11 protein-coding genes and 2 pseudogenes are annotated in these 16,794 nt (G+C 62.5%); 1 reads left to right on the plus strand and 12 read right to left on the minus strand.

All coding sequences use genetic code 11. The features are described from left to right. Positions 1–119: 119 nt before the first annotated feature. The 10 genes and pseudogenes from AACP59_RS02390 to lepA form a co-directional block, all read right to left on the minus strand. The gene (locus AACP59_RS02390) at positions 120–1,016 is read right to left on the minus strand and encodes an ABC transporter ATP-binding protein (RefSeq protein WP_339349688.1); all 897 of its coding nucleotides are present in this window, start codon (positions 1,014–1,016) and stop codon (positions 120–122) included. A gap of 49 nt (positions 1,017–1,065) precedes the next feature. Then, positions 1,066–1,521, minus strand: a complete 456-nt coding sequence (locus AACP59_RS02395; protein ID WP_297316109.1) for a tripartite tricarboxylate transporter TctB family protein — start codon at positions 1,519–1,521, stop codon at positions 1,066–1,068. A gap of 86 nt (positions 1,522–1,607) precedes the next feature. Then, a pseudogene (locus AACP59_RS09465) lies at positions 1,608–2,018 on the minus strand (FAD-dependent oxidoreductase); the annotation flags it as partial. A gap of 84 nt (positions 2,019–2,102) precedes the next feature. Continuing rightward, positions 2,103–3,173 (minus strand): annotated as a pseudogene (locus AACP59_RS02400) (glutamate synthase subunit beta); the annotation flags it as partial. Between the two features lie 4 nt (positions 3,174–3,177). Next, positions 3,178–7,752: a glutamate synthase large subunit gene (gene gltB / locus AACP59_RS02405; protein WP_339349690.1), complete on the minus strand. Its 4,575-nt coding sequence runs from the start codon at positions 7,750–7,752 to the stop codon at positions 3,178–3,180. A gap of 288 nt (positions 7,753–8,040) precedes the next feature. Further along, entirely contained in the window at positions 8,041–8,202 is a 162-nt protein-coding gene (locus AACP59_RS02410) for a hypothetical protein (RefSeq protein WP_339349692.1), read from the minus strand. A 92-nt stretch (positions 8,203–8,294) separates the two neighbouring features. After that, complete coding sequence (locus tag AACP59_RS02415) at positions 8,295–8,942, minus strand: hypothetical protein (RefSeq protein WP_339349693.1); 648 nt, start codon at positions 8,940–8,942, stop codon at positions 8,295–8,297. A gap of 812 nt (positions 8,943–9,754) precedes the next feature. After that, positions 9,755–10,126: a hypothetical protein gene (locus tag AACP59_RS02420; protein ID WP_297316104.1), complete on the minus strand. Its 372-nt coding sequence runs from the start codon at positions 10,124–10,126 to the stop codon at positions 9,755–9,757. A 686-nt stretch (positions 10,127–10,812) separates the two neighbouring features. Beyond that, positions 10,813–12,219, minus strand: a complete 1,407-nt coding sequence (gene hemW, locus AACP59_RS02425) for a radical SAM family heme chaperone HemW (protein WP_339349695.1) — start codon at positions 12,217–12,219, stop codon at positions 10,813–10,815. A gap of 1 nt (position 12,220) precedes the next feature. Continuing rightward, positions 12,221–14,098: a translation elongation factor 4 gene (lepA, locus tag AACP59_RS02430; RefSeq protein ID WP_297316102.1), complete on the minus strand. Its 1,878-nt coding sequence runs from the start codon at positions 14,096–14,098 to the stop codon at positions 12,221–12,223. Between the two features lie 144 nt (positions 14,099–14,242). On the opposite strand from lepA, the gene rpsT reads away from it, so the two are divergent. Beyond that, positions 14,243–14,503 carry a 30S ribosomal protein S20 gene (gene rpsT, locus AACP59_RS02435; RefSeq protein WP_339349697.1) on the plus strand — a complete coding sequence of 87 codons (261 nt, stop codon included), beginning with the start codon at positions 14,243–14,245 and terminating at the stop codon, positions 14,501–14,503. 35 nt (positions 14,504–14,538) lie between these two features. Here the strand turns inward: rpsT and AACP59_RS02440 are convergent, their stop codons facing one another. After that, entirely contained in the window at positions 14,539–15,345 is an 807-nt protein-coding gene (locus tag AACP59_RS02440; protein ID WP_339349699.1) for a trimeric intracellular cation channel family protein, read from the minus strand. Positions 15,346–15,511: 166 nt separating this feature from the next. Then, entirely contained in the window at positions 15,512–16,639 is a 1,128-nt protein-coding gene (locus AACP59_RS02445; RefSeq protein ID WP_297316099.1) for a branched-chain amino acid aminotransferase, read from the minus strand. Positions 16,640–16,794 lie beyond the last annotated feature (155 nt).

A 16,794-nucleotide genomic window follows, 5' to 3' on the forward strand; every position in this document is an offset into this window, starting at 1 on the left:
GATAAGAAACCGTCCTAGTCTACACCCGGGAAGCCCTTTCTGAATCTACTTCTCCTTGAGCTGAGCATGAGGGAGGAAAGACAGCGGGCGGAACGGCTGAGACCATCGGCCACCCCGGATCAAGCGGCGGCAAAGGCACCCCACCGGCCATCCTCGTGGACGACCTTCAGGTCCAGGCCGAAAAGTTCGCTGAGACGGCTTCCGGTGAGCCCCTGTTCCGTCGGCCCCTGGAAGGTGATGGTACCGGGGTCCGGATCACCAGGGGTCTGTACACGGTCAGGGTCCTGCAGGGGTCGGCGGCCCATCATGGCAACCCGGTCAAAACCCAGGGGGATCTCCTCCAGGCGGTGGGTGACCAGGATGACGGTCCGCTCCGTATCCTCCTGACCAATCCGGGTCAGGGCCTTGAGGACCAGCTCCCGTCCCCCCAGGTCCAGGCCGGTCGTGGGCTCGTCCAGGATGAGCAGGTCGGGGTCGGCCATCAGGGCCCGGCAGATCAGGACCCTGCCACGTTCGCCCTCCGAGAGTCGATACATCCGCTTCCCCCGCAGATAGACAATGCCGAACCGATCCATGAGCTGCATGGCGGCATCCTCCTGGTCGCGGGTGAACTCTTCCCGCCACCTGCCGGTGGTGTCGCTGAAGGCGGTCAGGACCACATCGTAGGGGTCCTCCTGGGGGTTGATGGTCTTGGCCAGTTCGGCCGAGGCCAGTCCTATCCTCCACCGGTAGGAGAAGACGTTCACCTTGCCCAGCCTGTTGCCCAGGATGTCGACGGTGCCGCTGGTCGGGAAGCCACGGGTGCTCATCATGGAGATCAGGGTCGACTTGCCCACACCGTTGGGTCCGAAGAGCACCCACTTCTCCCCCCGGCCCACCTCCAGGTCGACATGGTCGAGGATGACGCGGCCCTGGCGTCTGTACTGCACATCCCTGAGCCTGATGGCCGGTGCCGATTGCCCTTCGAATCCGGCCCCCTGGTCCGGGGGCCCCCCGGTGACTGCGCTCCCCGACATCCTCATCCCTGCACCTTTCAGTAATCACCGTCCGCCTGGACGGGCCGTGTCAAACCGCGGTACCGTATGAATCCAGGTTGGGGTTGTCCTTGTAGGACCCGCCCACGAAGAAGAGGAGGACAATCCCCAGGCAGAAGACCGCGGCCATGGTGATGGTGGCCCAGAGCGGAATCTTGGGGAACCACATGCAGACCAGGAAGGCGATTCCCGAACCGATGATCAGGAACCATGCCAGGATACGCATCCACTGACGGAAGGAGTGTGGAGACCTGACCAGCTTGGGATTGCGATAATTGGGATTGCTGACCTGACCCTCATCCGGCAGGTCCGAGTGGCCCGTGGGTTTCCATTCCCCACTCTGGCCGGCAGCCAGCCTGCGGGACCGTTCCTGCAGGGTACGCTCGTCGACCAGACCGGCCCGGCCGCGGTCGACCCCCTGGTATTGATCCCGTTCTCCCCTACGACTGCGCTTGGCCTGTGCCCTGCGCTCAGCGCGGTTGGTCATTGCACCGCCTCCATTACTCCGTTGCTCATCAATGAACCGGACGATCGCCCCGGGGGCAACTCATCCGGAAACCGTATCAACTCATCTTAGCGTGGGATAGGAAGAGCCATGGGGCCTTGGGAGGACACGATCGCAGCGGGCAGCTCCGTGGCCCCGGTCAGATACCGGTCCACGGAGGCCGCACAGGACCGGCCTTCCGCAATGGCCCAAACCACCAGGGACTGGCCGCGGCCCGCGTCACCGCAGGAGAAGAGGCCGTCCACGTTGGTGGCATACCCATCGTCCCGTGCCACATTCCCCCGCTGGTCCAGATCGACCCTGGTCTGATCGGTCAGGGTCCGGGTCTCGGGGTGGGCGAATCCGACGGAAATCAGAACCAGGTCGGCAGGTAGGACCCGCTCGGTCCCGTCGACCGGAATCAGGCGGTGCCGGTCATCCTCCTCCACCGTGACGATCCTGACCCCCCTCACATGTCCCTGGCCGTCCTCCTGGAATCCTGCAGGCGCCATGGTGGTGTCGACCATTGCCCTAGGGTCACCCTTCTCCAGGCCGGCTGAGGACAGGACCTGCTCCTTGTCCAGGAACTCCAGGCTGTCCACGCAGTACTCATAGGTACCGCCCTCTGCCATGGAGGTGGTCTTCTGGTAGAGCCGCGCATAGATGGGCCAGGGTTGGCTTTGGGGGCGCTCCATGGGCTCACGGGGTCTGATCTGCAGTACGGTGACCGACCTGGCACCCTGGCGCAGGGCGGTTCCCAGGCAGTCGGACCCGGTATCGCCGCCGCCGATGATGACCACATCCTTACCTGCGGCATCGATTCGATGCAGGGGCTCCTTCCCCATCAGTTCGCGGGTGGGACCGGGCAGGTAGTCCATGGCATAGTGGATGCCCTCCAGGCTCCGACCGGGCAGGTCGACATTCCTGGGGACCGTGGACCCGATGGCCACGACCACCGCGTCGTACCGGCAGCGCAGCTCATCCCAGCTGATGTCACGACCGATTTCGACACCGGTATGGAAGCGGGTGCCCTCGGCCTCCATCTGCTGGAGGCGCTGGTCCAGGAGGGACTTCTCCAGCTTGAAGTTGGGGATACCGTACCGCATCAGTCCGCCGATGGCATCGGCACGTTCGTAGACGACGACCGTGTGGCCTGCGCGGGTCAGCTGCTGGGCGCAGGCCAGGCCGGCCGGGCCGGAACCGACCACGGCAACGGTCATGTCGGTCAGGCGCTGCGGGGGCTTGGGCCGCACCAGGCCCAACTTCCAGGCCTGGTCGATGATGGTCTGCTCGTCCAGCTTGATCATGGTGGCCGGCTGGTGGATGGACAGGACGCAGGAGGACTCGCAGAGGGCCGGGCAGATGCGGCCGGTCACCTCCGGGAAGTTGTTGGTCACCGAAAGCCGGTCGTAGGCATCCTCCCACTTTCCCTGGCTGACCAGGTCATTGAACTCCGGTATGACGTTGCCCAGCGGGCAGGCCGTCATGCAGAAGGGGGTGCCACAGTCCATGCACCTGGCCGCCTGCTCGGTCGTCCAGGGCTGGAGACCGGACTCGGCGTGAACATCGTTCCAGTCCTGGAGACGCTCGGCAACGGGCCGCTCCGCAAGTTCATGCCTGGTGCGGACCTTGAGGAATCCTTTGGGGTCTGCCATGATGTCAGCGGGCTCCTTCCGTGACCTGTTCGTAGGTTTGCTCCCAGACACCGGGTGCGTTGAAGTCCACCCTATCCCGCCGTGCCTGATCCATGACCTCCTTCATGGCCAGGAACTGCCTGGGGACCACATGGGTGAAGCGGCGCAGGGAGGTGGACCAGTTCCGGACCAGGGTCTGGGCCGTGACCGATCCGGTCTGCTCGGCATGGGCCTTGACCAGCCCGAAGAGCTCCTCGGCATCCTGCAGGTCGGGAACCAGGAACTTCAGCGACCCGTCCTTGGCAGCTTTGGGGTTGACCCTGGCCATGTCCAGATCCAGAACGTAGACGTCACCGCCGGAGAATCCGGCACCGAAGTTACGGCCCGTCGGACCCAGGATGACCACGGTGCCGCCGGTCATGTACTCGCAGCCATGGTCCCCGACACCCTCGACCACGAACCGGCCCCCGCCGTTCCTGACGGCGAAGCGCTCGCCGGCCTGCCCGGCCACATACATGGACCCGGAGGTGGCGCCGAAACCCGCAACATTCCCGCAGATCACGCTGGTATGGGGATCGAACCGGACCCCATCCTCGGGTCTGACCACCAGGCAGCCGCCGGAGAGTCCCTTGCCCGCATAGTCGTTGACCTCACCGTAGACACGGATGGTCTCCCCATGTGGGATGAAGGCTCCGACGGACTGCCCGGCCGATCCGTGCAGGGTGATGTCGACCGTGTCCTCGGGCAGACCTTCGGACCGGTATCTACGGGTGATCTCGTACCCCAGCATGGTCCCGACGGTCCTGTCGACGTTCCTTACCGGCTCCTCGATTCTGACCGGTTCCCGCCGGTCCAGGGCCGCCTGGGCCATCCCGATCAAAACAGTATCCATGGATCCGTCAAGTTCGTGGTCCTGATCCTCGGTGTGGTGGAGGATGGTGCCCGGGGTGGGGCCGGGCTGCATGAGGACCGGGGCCAGGTCTATCCCCTGGCTCTTCCAGGTCTCCACGGCCTTGTCCTGGTTCAGGCACTCCACGTGGCCCACCGCCTCCTCAAGGGTGGCGAAGCCCAACTGGGCCAGGATTTCTCGCACCTCCTCGGCCATGAACATGAAGAAGTCGATCACATGCTCGGGCTTGCCCTGGAACCTGGCACGGAGCTCCGGATCCTGTGTCGCGATGCCCTGGGGGCAGGTGTTCTTGTGGCAGGCGCGCATCATGACGCACCCCTCCACCATGAGGGCCGTGGTGGCGAAGCCGAATTCCTCGGCTCCCAGAAGGGCGGCCACAACCACGTCACGTCCGGTCTTGAGCTCACCGTCGCACTGGACCACCACCCTGCTTCGCAGACCGTTCATGATCAGGGTCTGTTGTGTCTCGGCCAGGCCGATCTCCCATGGGGTCCCGGCATGCTTGATGGCGTTCAGGGGTGCCGCTCCGGTTCCGCCGTCCTGACCGGAGATCAGAACCACGTCGGCATGGCACTTGGCTACACCTGCGGCCACCGTCCCCACACCGAACTCGGATACCAGCTTGACGTGTATCCGGGCCTTGGGATTGGCCATCTTCAGGTCATGGATGAGCTGTTTCAGATCCTCGATGGAGTAGATGTCGTGGTGGGGAGGTGGTGAGATCAGCTCCACACCCGGGGTGGCACGCCGCACCTCGGCGATCCAGGGGGGCACCTTGGCCCCGGGCAGGTGGCCGCCCTCCCCCGGTTTGGCCCCCTGGGCCAGCTTGATCTGGAGGTCTGTGGCAGAGACCAGGTAGTCGCTGGTGACCCCGAACCGTGCCGAGGCGATCTGCTTGATCCTGCTGGTCCGCTTCGGATCATCGATCCTGTCCTGGGATTCCCCACCCTCACCCGAATTGGACCTGGCACCGATTTTGTTCATGGCCAGGGCGAGGGTCTCGTGCGCCTCCTGGGAGATGGACCCATAACTCATGGCTCCGGTGGAGAACCTTTTGACGATCTCGCTGGCCGGTTCCACCCGGTCCAGGGGGATCGGCTGACGTTTGGGAACCAGTTTCATCAGGCCACGGAGGGTCATGATCCTGTTCGAGGTGTCATTGACGTAACGGCTGTACTCCTTGAAGAGACCGTAATCACCCCGCTGGGTGGACTGCTGGAGAAGGAAGATCGCCTGGGGGTCGTTCAGGTGGTTCTCGCCGGTACGACGCCACTTGTAGTCCCCTCCGGTCTTCAGGTTGCGGTGGGGCCTGGCCGTCCACTGGTTGGGATAGGCCACCCGGTGACGGATGGCCACCTCCTCGGCGATCTCCTCCAGACCGATGCCGCCCACCCTGGAGGTGGTCCCCGTGAAGTACTGGTCGATGACCTCCTGACTCAGCCCGACGGCCTCGAAGAGCTGGGCGCCGCGGTATGACATGATCGTGCTGACGCCCATCTTGCTCATGATCTTGAGGACCCCGGTGCTCAGGGCCTTGACCAGGTTGATCGAAGCCTGTTCCGGGGTGACGCTCAGGTAGCCGGAATTGGCCAGGTTCTCCACCGATTCCAAGGCCAGGTAGGGGTTTACACAGGCTGCACCATAGGCGATGAGGAGGGCCACGTGGTGGATCTCCCTCACGTCTCCGGCCTCGACGGCCATGGAGACCTGGGTACGGGTATGACGGCGGAGAAGGTGGTGCTGGACGGCACTGGTCAGGAGGAGGGAGGGAATGGGGCCCCAGGTATGGTTGGAATCCCTGTCGGAGAGAATCAGCACATTGCTGCCCTGGTCGATGGCATGGTCCACCTCATCGAAGATCTCGTCCAGTCGCTCCTTGAGGGCTGGGCCCTTCCCGGCCACCTGGTAGAGGCCCCTGACCAGATGGGGCTTATAGTAGCCGCCCAGGATCCTGGCGTGCTCCAGGCGCTTCAGCTGTGCCATCTGGTCGGAATCGACCACGGGCAGGTCGATCCTGATCTTCTTGGCATGGTGGGGCAGGTCCTCCAGGAGGTTGGGCTCCGGGCCGATGGCCGAGGCGATGCTGGTCACGACCTCCTCGCGCTCCCAGTCCAGGGGCGGGTTGGTCACCTGGGCGAACTTCTGGGTGAAATAGTCGAAGAGCATCCGGGACCTGTTGGACAGGACGGCGATTGGTGCGTCGTTGCCCATGGAACCGATCGGCTCCGCCCCCCGCTGCGCCATGGGTCCCAGTATCAGCTTCAGGTCCTCCTGGGTGTAGCCGAAGGCCCGCTGACGCCTTTGGACAGAGACCCGGGAATGGTTGACGTGGGCCCGCTCTGGCAGGTCGTCCAGGCGGACCGTGTTCCGGGAGACCCATTCGCGGTACGGATGCTGGCCGGCAAGCTGGTGCTTGATCTCCTCGTCCGGGATTATCCTGCCCTTGGCCGTGTCTACCAGGAACATCTTCCCCGGCTCCAGACGCCCCTTGCGCAGGATGTGGCCCTGGGGGGTCTGGTTGAGCACCCCGGCCTCGGAGGCCAGGACCAGGTGCCCCTCATCCGTGACCTGCCACCGGCCGGGACGAAGTCCGTTCCTGTCCAGCTGGGCACCCACCAGTGTCCCGTCCGTGAAGACGATGGCGGCCGGGCCGTCCCAGGGTTCGATAAGCGTGTTGTTGTATTCGTAGAAGGCCCTGAGGTCGGGGTCCAAGTCAGTGTCCTTCTCCCAAGCGGGAGGAAGCATCATGGAGATGGCATGCGGCAGGGAACGGCCGGCCAGATGGAGGAGTTCCAGGATTTCGTCGAAGGTGCCCGAGTCCGAGCCGCCAGGGGTGGCGATGGGCAGAAGGGATTCCATGTCGCCCAGAAGTTCGGAGCGCAGACGCCCCTCCCTGGCCGACATCCAGTTCCTGTTTCCCTGGATGGTGTTGATCTCCCCGTTGTGAGCTATGAGCCGGAAGGGCTGGGCCAGGGGCCAGGAGGGGAAGGTGTTGGTGGAGAAGCGTGAGTGGACGATCGCCACCCTTGCCTTCATGGCGGGGTCGAGCAGGTCGGGAAAGAAACCGGTCAGCTGCATGGTGGTCAGCATCCCCTTGTAGGTGATGGTCCTGCAGGAGAGGGAGGCGAAGTAGACCCCCACCTCATGTTCGGCCCGTTTGCGTACCCGATAGGCCAACCGTTCCAGGTCGAGGCCCCCCCGTCTGGCCTGGTCGGCGTCCTGGAGCACCAGGGTGCGGAAGAGGGGCATGGAGGAGAGGGCCTGGAGGCCCAGACCGTCAGGGTTGGCAGGGACCACACGCCAGGCCAGGACCTCCAGCCCCTCCTCTGCCGCGATGGCGGCGATGGCCTGCTCCTGCTCGGAGGCCCTGGCCGGATCCCTGTCCAGGAAGGCCAGGCCCGCCAGGTAGTGGCCCATCGACGGCAGGTCCACATCAAGGCTGGCCCGCATGAATTCGTCAGGCATGGACATCATGATGCCCGCCCCGTCGCCGGTGTTGGGCTCGGCACCCACGGCACCTCGGTGATCCAGGTTGACCAGGACCTGAATGGCCTCGTCGATGATCCTGCGCTCGTCCCTCCTGTTCAGGGTGGCCACCATTCCGATGCCGCAGGCGTCGTGCTCGGCTGCGGGGTCATAGAGACCCCGGGGCTGGTGGACGCGCAGATCAAGAGGAGTCTGGAAGGACACCGCAATCACCCCATTCTTGGACAGGTGGCGTAGGGGGCACTCCAGGTGCCCCGCTCATCGACGTAACAGTGACTTCATAGGATAACCCATCCGATTATCACATCCGTGTTACTTTTCGGATGCGGGTTCATGAGCAGGTGTTGCGCCATTCTTCGCCGCTGATTTGTCAGTATGCCCGCCCAAGGGCTCTTCGACATCCGTACTGACGGGTGCCCTCGCTCCTCCGGAATGGTCCGCTCGCGGATTCCTGTCAGGAATCAGGCCATCTCCACTGATCGGTCCTTACGCTCAGCTGTCGGCAGGTGTGTGGAGTACAAGCGCAATTCCCTTGACGCACCTGCACAAAGCCGGCAGGATCAGATGAGACAGGAACCCGCAGACGACCAGGATGACCGTAAGATAGAGCGCCAGACCCCAGCCCGCCTGCCAGAGGGTAGTGTGATTTTCCACAATGACCCCCCTCGATGGGCCGGCATGATAGTCGACGCCAACGGTTCCTGCTGAACGCTTGGCGGACAAGAGCTCACCTCGATCACCAACCTTCAGTGCCAGATCAACCGACAGAGCATCGCCATCCCTGGCCTGGATGTCCTGAGCCGCCTGATAGAGGCCGGCGGGACATTGCGGCAGGAATAGGCAATGATAACCCCGACATCCTTGCCATCCGTTGTGAACGCAGTGGCATCCCCCTCATCGGTCGACCTGGTCCACCTCTCGCTATGTTCATGCCAGACCATCCACAGACCCTGATCGTCCTTGAGCCTCAGGACCATGGGCGGGTACTCACCGACTCCCCTATCGTTCGTCATCGTGAACTTGAGCTTGGCAGAGGCACGGTGGAACACCCGTACAGTCTTCGTTGTCTCTTGGGTGCCGTCCGACCATGCAATCGTAGAATCGAGTCGCAGGATAGGGTCTGGCCCCTCATCCGGCAAATCTGCCTGGAACCGGATGCCCAATGCAATCGGACCCTCCACGACGTCATCAAGCAGCTTGGTCAGATCCAACCTGATATGCCCGTCCGAATCAAGCTTGGCGGCGATCGTCGGGAGGAGGTGATCGGAACGACAGTCATTCGAGCTCCTCACATGCACATCGACATCCTGATCTCTTGTCAGGGTGAGTCCGACAAGGTCAGCATCCAACACCCAGGAAGTGGTCAGGGCATCACCGGGGAACCTGGCGATCACTTCCAGACCCCATCGTGTTTCATCACCTGTTTCTACAGGTATGACGGCTGAGGAATCATCCGGATTCACGCAGGATGTCATGGAATCGGTGAAGACGAAAGGCCTTGTCTCGGCGGTAGGGGCCGACGGGTGAAGACATGGCCGATCCTGGCGTCTTCGGTGATCCTATGGGACATCAATCCGGTTTCGGTGAATAATGGCCCCCCTCCATCATCCATGATCAGGTAGGCTCAGGCCTTCACCCGCACGGTCAGCGTGTCTCCCGAACCCTTGACGTACAGTACGGGTTGGATGGCTCAGCTTGACTCCTGATCAGCAATAACGGTATTGACCGACCGGAGGATGCGTTCCCGACGGTCGAATCCCTCCCAGTTCTCGCACAACCTCCGCGGGGAACGACATTCGTCCGAGAAGAGGGCATCTATGGCGTCTTCCTGGACCGATAAGGCACCACTGAACAAAGGTCGTTCACCCTGTCCGAACACTTCCGGATCCACCTTGGTGACGGCCTGCCCGATTAACTCGGTGACCTTGCTGGGTTTTGAGCCTATCGGCAGTCTGGGGAACGCCACCTTTCATGGAATACCCGGTGTATTCCTTCAGTCGGTAGAGGCTGAAGGTGTGTACCCTGACCTGCTGTCCTGGGCTCACATGGATGGTCAGGGGCAGGGTCGGAAGCTCCTGGTCATTGATATTAGTGACTTCGGTGCCGCCCTTCGGCATGGTCGTGATGATCCTCCCCGCCACGGCGAAACAGCTCAGACAGACCGGAAGCAGACAGATATAGTATACCGAAGAAGACCGATGCCCTTTCATGAGGCCACCTTTGCGAAGAAAAGGCCGGTCGAGGAAAGTATGACCACGTTCAGTTCCAGGATGATGACCCAGACGGCCAACCACTGCCACCCTCCATGCCTGCGCTGCCCGACCATGTCAACGGCCTTGGAAGCATCCATGGGAAGCATGGCCGCACCGATGCAGAGTACTACCATGCCCGCCAGGGAGGCCTCCGACCTGCGGCCGAAGATGAAGGCGAACACCACCAGGGAGAACAGATAGAGGCATTGGAACGTGAATACCGTCATTCCAGCGGATCGGTCTTGGGTGGCGACCCTGATAAGGAGGAACTCGGCAAGGCACCAGACCAGGATGACCACCATCAGGATGTATCTGGGAGAGGGCATACCAGGGGTGTAGATAGATCCGGTCAAGGGGTGAAGACGCGGGCCCGCCTCCCGCCACCCCGTACCTGCTCAGAAGGGGGTTGGCTGCGACGATACCCAGGAGTGCGCCCATATACAACGTGGAGGAGAAGATGAACACGTGCATAACCCAGGGTCTACGGGAGGCCTGGACGATGAGCGGCGGAACCAGGAAAGAGACGGCACAGAGACACAGGAAAAGAGAAGGGACATCACACCCCCGGTCTGGTCGTTGATACCCGTACAGGCCAGGAACCAAGGCCTGAGGACGCTGAGCGAAGTGAAATCCAGACTGTAGCGGACCTGAATGGCCGCACTGGCAGCAAGGACCAGGCAGAGGGCAATGAAACGGATGGTCAGCCCCGTATAGGAGAAGGGGTTGGCCAACCGGTTCTCCCTCTCCCTGTCGCGCAGGTTCCTCCGCCTCTTCCTGGTCTTGGCAACAGGGTCCTCATCGTCCCATATCGGTCGACCCTTTCCGCTGGCTCCGGTCAGAAGCGGAACGTACAGCAGACGGTTCCCGACGGTGTAAACCAAACTGCTGAGCGAATTCGCCATGGAACCAATTTCCCTCTCGTGTGCCTTTGCCCCGATGGATTCTAGAAGAGTCGAGTGGATGGACGATCACCGGATCGGAGACAGGGTTCAATAAGCACAAGCGCCATCCCTCAGGCGTCGATTGATTCCAGGATCCGTTCGATAACCAGATCGTTCAGCAACCTGCCTTGTCGGGTGGCCACGATACGTGAACCGTCCGTATGGATGAGGCCCTGATTGATCAGGTCGTCGATGGTTCCGGGACTGGGACGGAAACCGGTTCTGGTCTCCAGCTTTTCCAGGTCAAGGCCCTCACGCATCCGCAACCGTAGCATGACTGTCTCTTCCAGGTCCTGGGAAGAGGTCAACGTTTCGGCACCCTGCCATGGAATCAGCCCCCTCAGCATGGTCGAGGCCCACGCAGGGGGGTGTCTGATATCCCAGGACCGAATCGAAGCACGGGTCAACCCTTCTGCCCCGGGCACGGATTGCTGCCACCATGGGTCCAGGGGATACGAATCCATTTTGAACGGGCTCGGAAGATCGGCATCCCCCTTCCCCTGCGACTCCGGAAGTACATGCTCCCGGCCTTCCACCGGAAGCGTCCTGCGGAATCCCGGCGATAGGGCACTTTCTCCTGTTCCATCCTCACAGGTACTTCCCGCCTTCACCGGTTCGGCTTCCACGGACAGATAGTGTGAGTGGGCACCCGGCCCTATCCCGGCCCAGTCCACATTCCGCCAGTATCCCAGGTTGTGTCTGCACTCGTGTCCGGGCCGGGCCCAGTTTGAAATCTCGTACCAGTCCAGACCAGCCCCCGTCAAAAGGTCATCGGCCAACTCGTACATGGCGGCCTCGTCGTCATCGTTCGGTCGGGGCATACGACCGGTGGCCACGGCACGGCCCATCTTCGTGGTCGGCTCCAGGGTCAGGGCATAGGCCGAGACATGGTCCACCCCCAGGTCGATGGCCGCCTCCAGGCTGGTCCGCCAATCCGCCAGGCTCTCACCCGGTGTTCCATAGATCAAATCAACGCTGGCCTCCAGACCCAGGGCCCTGGCCGTCTCGACGTTCGCGGTCACATTGGCGGGGGTGTGGGTCCGGTCCAGGGTCTTCAGTACATGGGGAACCGCCGACTGCATCCCAAAGGAAACCCTGGTGAACCCATCCTGTATCAGGGTCTCCAGATACGCGGCGTCAACCGTATCCGGATTGGCCTCCGTCGTGATTTCGGCCCCATCCTCCAGTCCCCAAAGGTCCCTGGCCGCCCGGACCATGCGGCCCAGGTCGTCCGGTGGAAGGATGGTGGGTGTTCCGCCTCCGAAGAAGATGGACGAGATGGCCGGTTCGACGATGCCTCGGGACTCCTGCCAGGCCTTGGACAGCTCCATCTCACGTATGGCCAGGTCGGCGTAGTGCTTCCTGCTGGCCCCTCCGCCCAGGTCGGTGGCCGTATAGGTATTGAAGTCGCAGTACCCGCAACGTCTCAGGCAGAAAGGCACATGGATGTAGACCTCGAAAGGAGGCCTTTCCCCCATCTCAGCCCTCCTTCTTGGCTGCTGCGCGAATCTTGTCCTTGGTATCACGGTCTGTGGCCTGCTCGGTGCTCAGGGCGGCGATGAAGGCCTCCTGGGGTACTTGCACATGACCCAGCATCTTCATCCGCTTCTTGCCGGCCTTCTGCTTCTCCAAAAGCTTGCGCTTACGGGTGATGTCCCCGCCGTAACACTTGGCCAGCACGTCCTTGCGGAGGGCGCTGATGGTCTCGCGGGCGATGATCCTGGACCCGATAGCCGCCTGGATGGGGATCTCGAACTGCTGCCGCGGTATGAGTCTGCGCAGCTTCTTGGTCATCATGACCCCGTAGGAGTAAGCCTTGTCCTTATGGACAATGGCCGAGAAAGCGTCGATCTTCTCCCCCTGGATGAGAATGTCGACCTTGACCAGGTCCGCAGACCGGCTGCCCGCACTCTGGTAGTCCAGACTGGCATACCCCTTGGTGCGGCTCTTGAGCTGGTCGAAGAAGTCGAAGACGATCTCTGCCAGGGGCATTGTGTAATGCATCTCCACCCGATCCGGACTCAGGTACTCCATGGTCCCCATCTGGCCACGGTGGTCCTGGCAGAGCTCCATGACCGACCCGATGAACTCCTTGGGGGTGATGATGTCGGCATTTACCACCGGTTCGGTGATCTTTTTGACCTTCCCCTCGGGAAACTCACTGGGGTTCTTGACCAGGAGCTCGGTCCCATCCTCCATAGTCACCTGGTAGGTGACATTCGGGGCCGTGGCGATCAGATCCATGTCGAACTCACGGCTCAGGCGCTCGGTCACGATCTCCATGTGAAGGAGGCCCAGGAAGCCGCAGCGGAAACCGAAGCCCAGAGCCACGGAGGTCTCGGGCTCATAGACCAGGGCCGCATCGTTGAGCTTGAGCTTGTCCAGGGCATCCCTGAGCTCGGGGAACTGGGCGTTGTCAATCGGGAAGAGCCCGGAATAGACCATGGGTTGGGGATCCTGGTAGCCGGGAAGGGGTTCATCCGCCGGACGGGCCTCGTCGGTGACCGTGTCGCCCACTTTGGACTGACTGACGTCCTTGACCCCGGTGATCACATAGCCCACCTCGCCCGCACCCAGGGCCTTGGTCGGGATCATATCGGGGCTGATCACGCCCAGCTCGATAGGGTCGTGGACCGTGCCCAGGCTCATCATCCTGATCTTTCGGCGGGTCTTGAGCTCCCCGTCCATCATGCGGATATAGGTGACGATACCCCGGTAGGAGTCGTAGACCGAATCGAAGATCAGGGCACGGGCCGGGGCCTTTGGATCACCCTGGGGAGGCGGCACCTCCTCGACGATCCTGTCTACCAGTTCATGCACACCCTCGCCCGTCTTGCCGGAGACGCGCAGGACCTGGTCCAGGTCGCACCCGATCAGGTTGGCGATCTCCTCGGCATGCTTGTCGGGCTCGGCCGAGGGAAGATCGATCTTGTTCAGAACGGGGATGATGGTCAGGTCGTCGTCCAGGGCCATATAAAGGTTGGAGAGGGTTTGGGCCTCGATGCCCTGGGTGGCGTCCACCAGGAGGACAGCCCCCTCGCAGGCCTCCAAGGCTCTGGACACCTCATAGGTGAAGTCCACGTGGCCCGGGGTGTCGATCATGCCCAGGGTGTACTCGGTGCCGTCCTTGACCCAGGGTAGGCGGACGGCCTGGGACTTGATGGTGATCCCCCGCTCCTGCTCGATGTCCATCCTGTCCAGAAAGCGGTCGTGCATCTCGCGCTGGGGTACGATCCCGCTCAACTGCAGGATCCGATCGGCCACGGTCGACTTGCCGTGGTCGATGTGGGCGATGATGCAGAAATTGCGGATCAGCGACTGGTCGGTGAATCCTGGTTGATTCTTGACATGCTCCACCGGGCTGTGCTCCTATCTCAGTTTGGATTATCGATTCTAGCCGATGCCCTGGGCGAGTGGCCCTTCCGGCCAGCCCCTCTTTTCCTTGACCCGTGCTAGCATGTAATCTTGTCTGTACAGATACACACATCGTTTGGAGCAACATTGGCAAACATCAAGTCGCAGAAGAAGCGGGTCATCACCAACGAGAAGGCACACCTGCGCAATAAGGAGGTCAAGAGCGCCATCAAGACTTCCGTACGTTCCGTACGCACGGCCGTGGATGCCGGTGACAAGGAGGCCGCCCAGGCCGCCTATCGGGTCGCCGCCCGTCGTCTGGACCAGGCCGCCGGCAAGGGTGTGATTCACCGCAACCAGGCCGCCAACCGCAAGTCCGGCCTGGCCACCGCCATCAACGCGCTCTGACCTATCGGGGCTTCGGCCCTACTGGACCATCATCCTCAGCGCTGGGATGATGGTCTTTTTTTCTTGGACCCATCACGCCGGTGGGTCGACCGCCTGGAAGAGATGGTCACCTTCAGGTCGGATCTGCCCCCCAGCATGTGGCTGATGGCGGCGCCGATCTGCTCATCACTCATGGGCAGGTGGGCCTTGCTGCGTTCGACCGCCCCGGGGACGACGATGTCGAAGCGTACCGACAGAAACCGCAGGACGACGACCAGAGCCACGACCGACAGCTCCAACAGCATCTCCACCTGGGTGGTGTAGAGCCCCCGCTCCCGGAGCCGCACCACCACCAGGGTCAAAAAGCATCCGATCAGGGAGGGCAGGGCGTACCAGTGCTTGTCCTGGATGACCGCCGGAACCTGATTGAGCAGGACGTCACGCAGAAGGCCGCCGGCCAGAGCTGTGGCCATCCCCAGGAAGATTGCGGTCATCCCCCCTGTCCCGCAGCCCAGGGCCTTGGCCGTGCCATTGACGGCGAAGGCACCCACGGCCATGGCATCCGAGACGATCATCTGCCACTTCATCCGGTCGATCTCCGGATGGGCCACGGCCACGACCAGGCCGGACAGGATGGTGGCCAGGACCGATCCCTTGTCGGCGATCCCCACGGGCGGGACCAGACCTAGGAGGACGTCACGGACGATTCCGCCTCCCAGGGCCGTTATCCAGGCCACCAGGAGGATGGACATGATATCGAACTGCCTCCGGACCGCCGCCAGGCCACCGGCGAGACCGCAGCTGAAGATACCCAGGTACTCGATGGCCACGAAGATCAGGTTGCCTTCCAAGACGGTCTTCATGCCCTGCCTTTCCATGCGGCCGGGAGGTGCCGGCGACTGCTTTCCGGTCCAAGCCTAACCAAGGTCCGTCCGCCACATGCCGGTTGTGGAAGGCCAAGATCGACCATGCAAAACGGCGGGCCGGTATTCTACGGAATACCGGCCCGCCGTCCGATTGAGGAAAGTCTCAGCAGACCTTCCACATCCAGTTGTGCGGATCCTCGATCTCACCCAGCTGGATGCCCAAAAGCTCGTTGCGCAGGTCCATGGTGACCTGGCCGGAGCCGCCGTCGGCCACCTGGACATCGAACTCCTCCGACTTGAAGCGGCCGATGGGCGTGATGATGGCGGCGGTGCCGCAGGCGAAAACCTCGGTCACCTCGCCGGACCTGATGTCATCCAGAAGGTCCTGGAGGCGGATCATGGTCTCGACCACGTCACGGCCGTGGTCCTTGGCCAACTGAATCAGGGAGTTTCTGGTCACACCGGGCAGGATTGTACCGGTCAGGCTGGGGGTCTCCAGGTGTCCGTCCTTGTGGACGGTGAACATGTTCATGCCACCCAGCTCCTCCAGGTAGGTCCTGGTGGATGCGTCGACGAAGCAGACCTGTTCGCAGCCGTGCTCCTTGCCGCGGTTCTCCCCCAGGAGGGAGGCCGCATAATTGCCGCCGCACTTGGCGAAGCCGGTGCCACCGGGGCCGGTGCGGAACCATTTGTCCTCGACCCAGATGCTGACCGGCTTGACGCCGCCCGCGAAGTAGGGACCGGAGGGCGAGGCTATGACGCAGTAATCCACCTCATGGGGTGCGCGGACGCCCAGGAAGGGCTCGGAGGCATACATGAAGGGACGCATGTAGAGCGTGTACTCACGACGGGTGGGTACCCAGGCCGCGTCCTGCCTGACCAGGGCGGCCACCGATCCCAGGAAGTCCTCCATATCCAGAGGCGGGAGGGCCAGACGCCTGGCGGAATTGTGGAAGCGCTCAGCATTGGCATCGGGGCGGAAGAGCCAGATGGAACCGTCACCATGGTGGTAGGCCTTCAGTCCTTCGAAGACCTCCTGGGCATAGTGGAGAACAGAGGCACCCGGGTTCAGGGCAAGGGGGCCGTAGGGCTCGACCCGCCGGTCGGACCAGCCACCATCCCGGGTCCACCTCATGTGTGTCATATTGTCGGAAAAGAGCTGTCCGAAGGCCGGCTTGTCGATCAGCCTGGCCCGCTCTTCATCGGTGGCCGGGTGGTCGTTGGGCTCGACCGGGAAGGAATCCGCCATCCTGCTCAGGACTGCCGGTTCGTGATGTGATTGCTCTGCCATTGTTGCCACTTCTTCTCACTGCTGGTTGGGTTGTTGGACGCTGCGCTTATGGCGACTGGCGTTTAAGGGAACTATGACATAGCCGATCGGATGCGGAGTTTTGCGTTTCACATTATGACCGGCCCCTCTACCGGCCGCCTTGGGACGGCAGGAGG

The organism is Bifidobacterium indicum, assembly GCF_036987015.1.
Classification (GTDB): Bacteria; Actinomycetota; Actinomycetes; order Actinomycetales; family Bifidobacteriaceae; genus Bombiscardovia; species Bombiscardovia indica.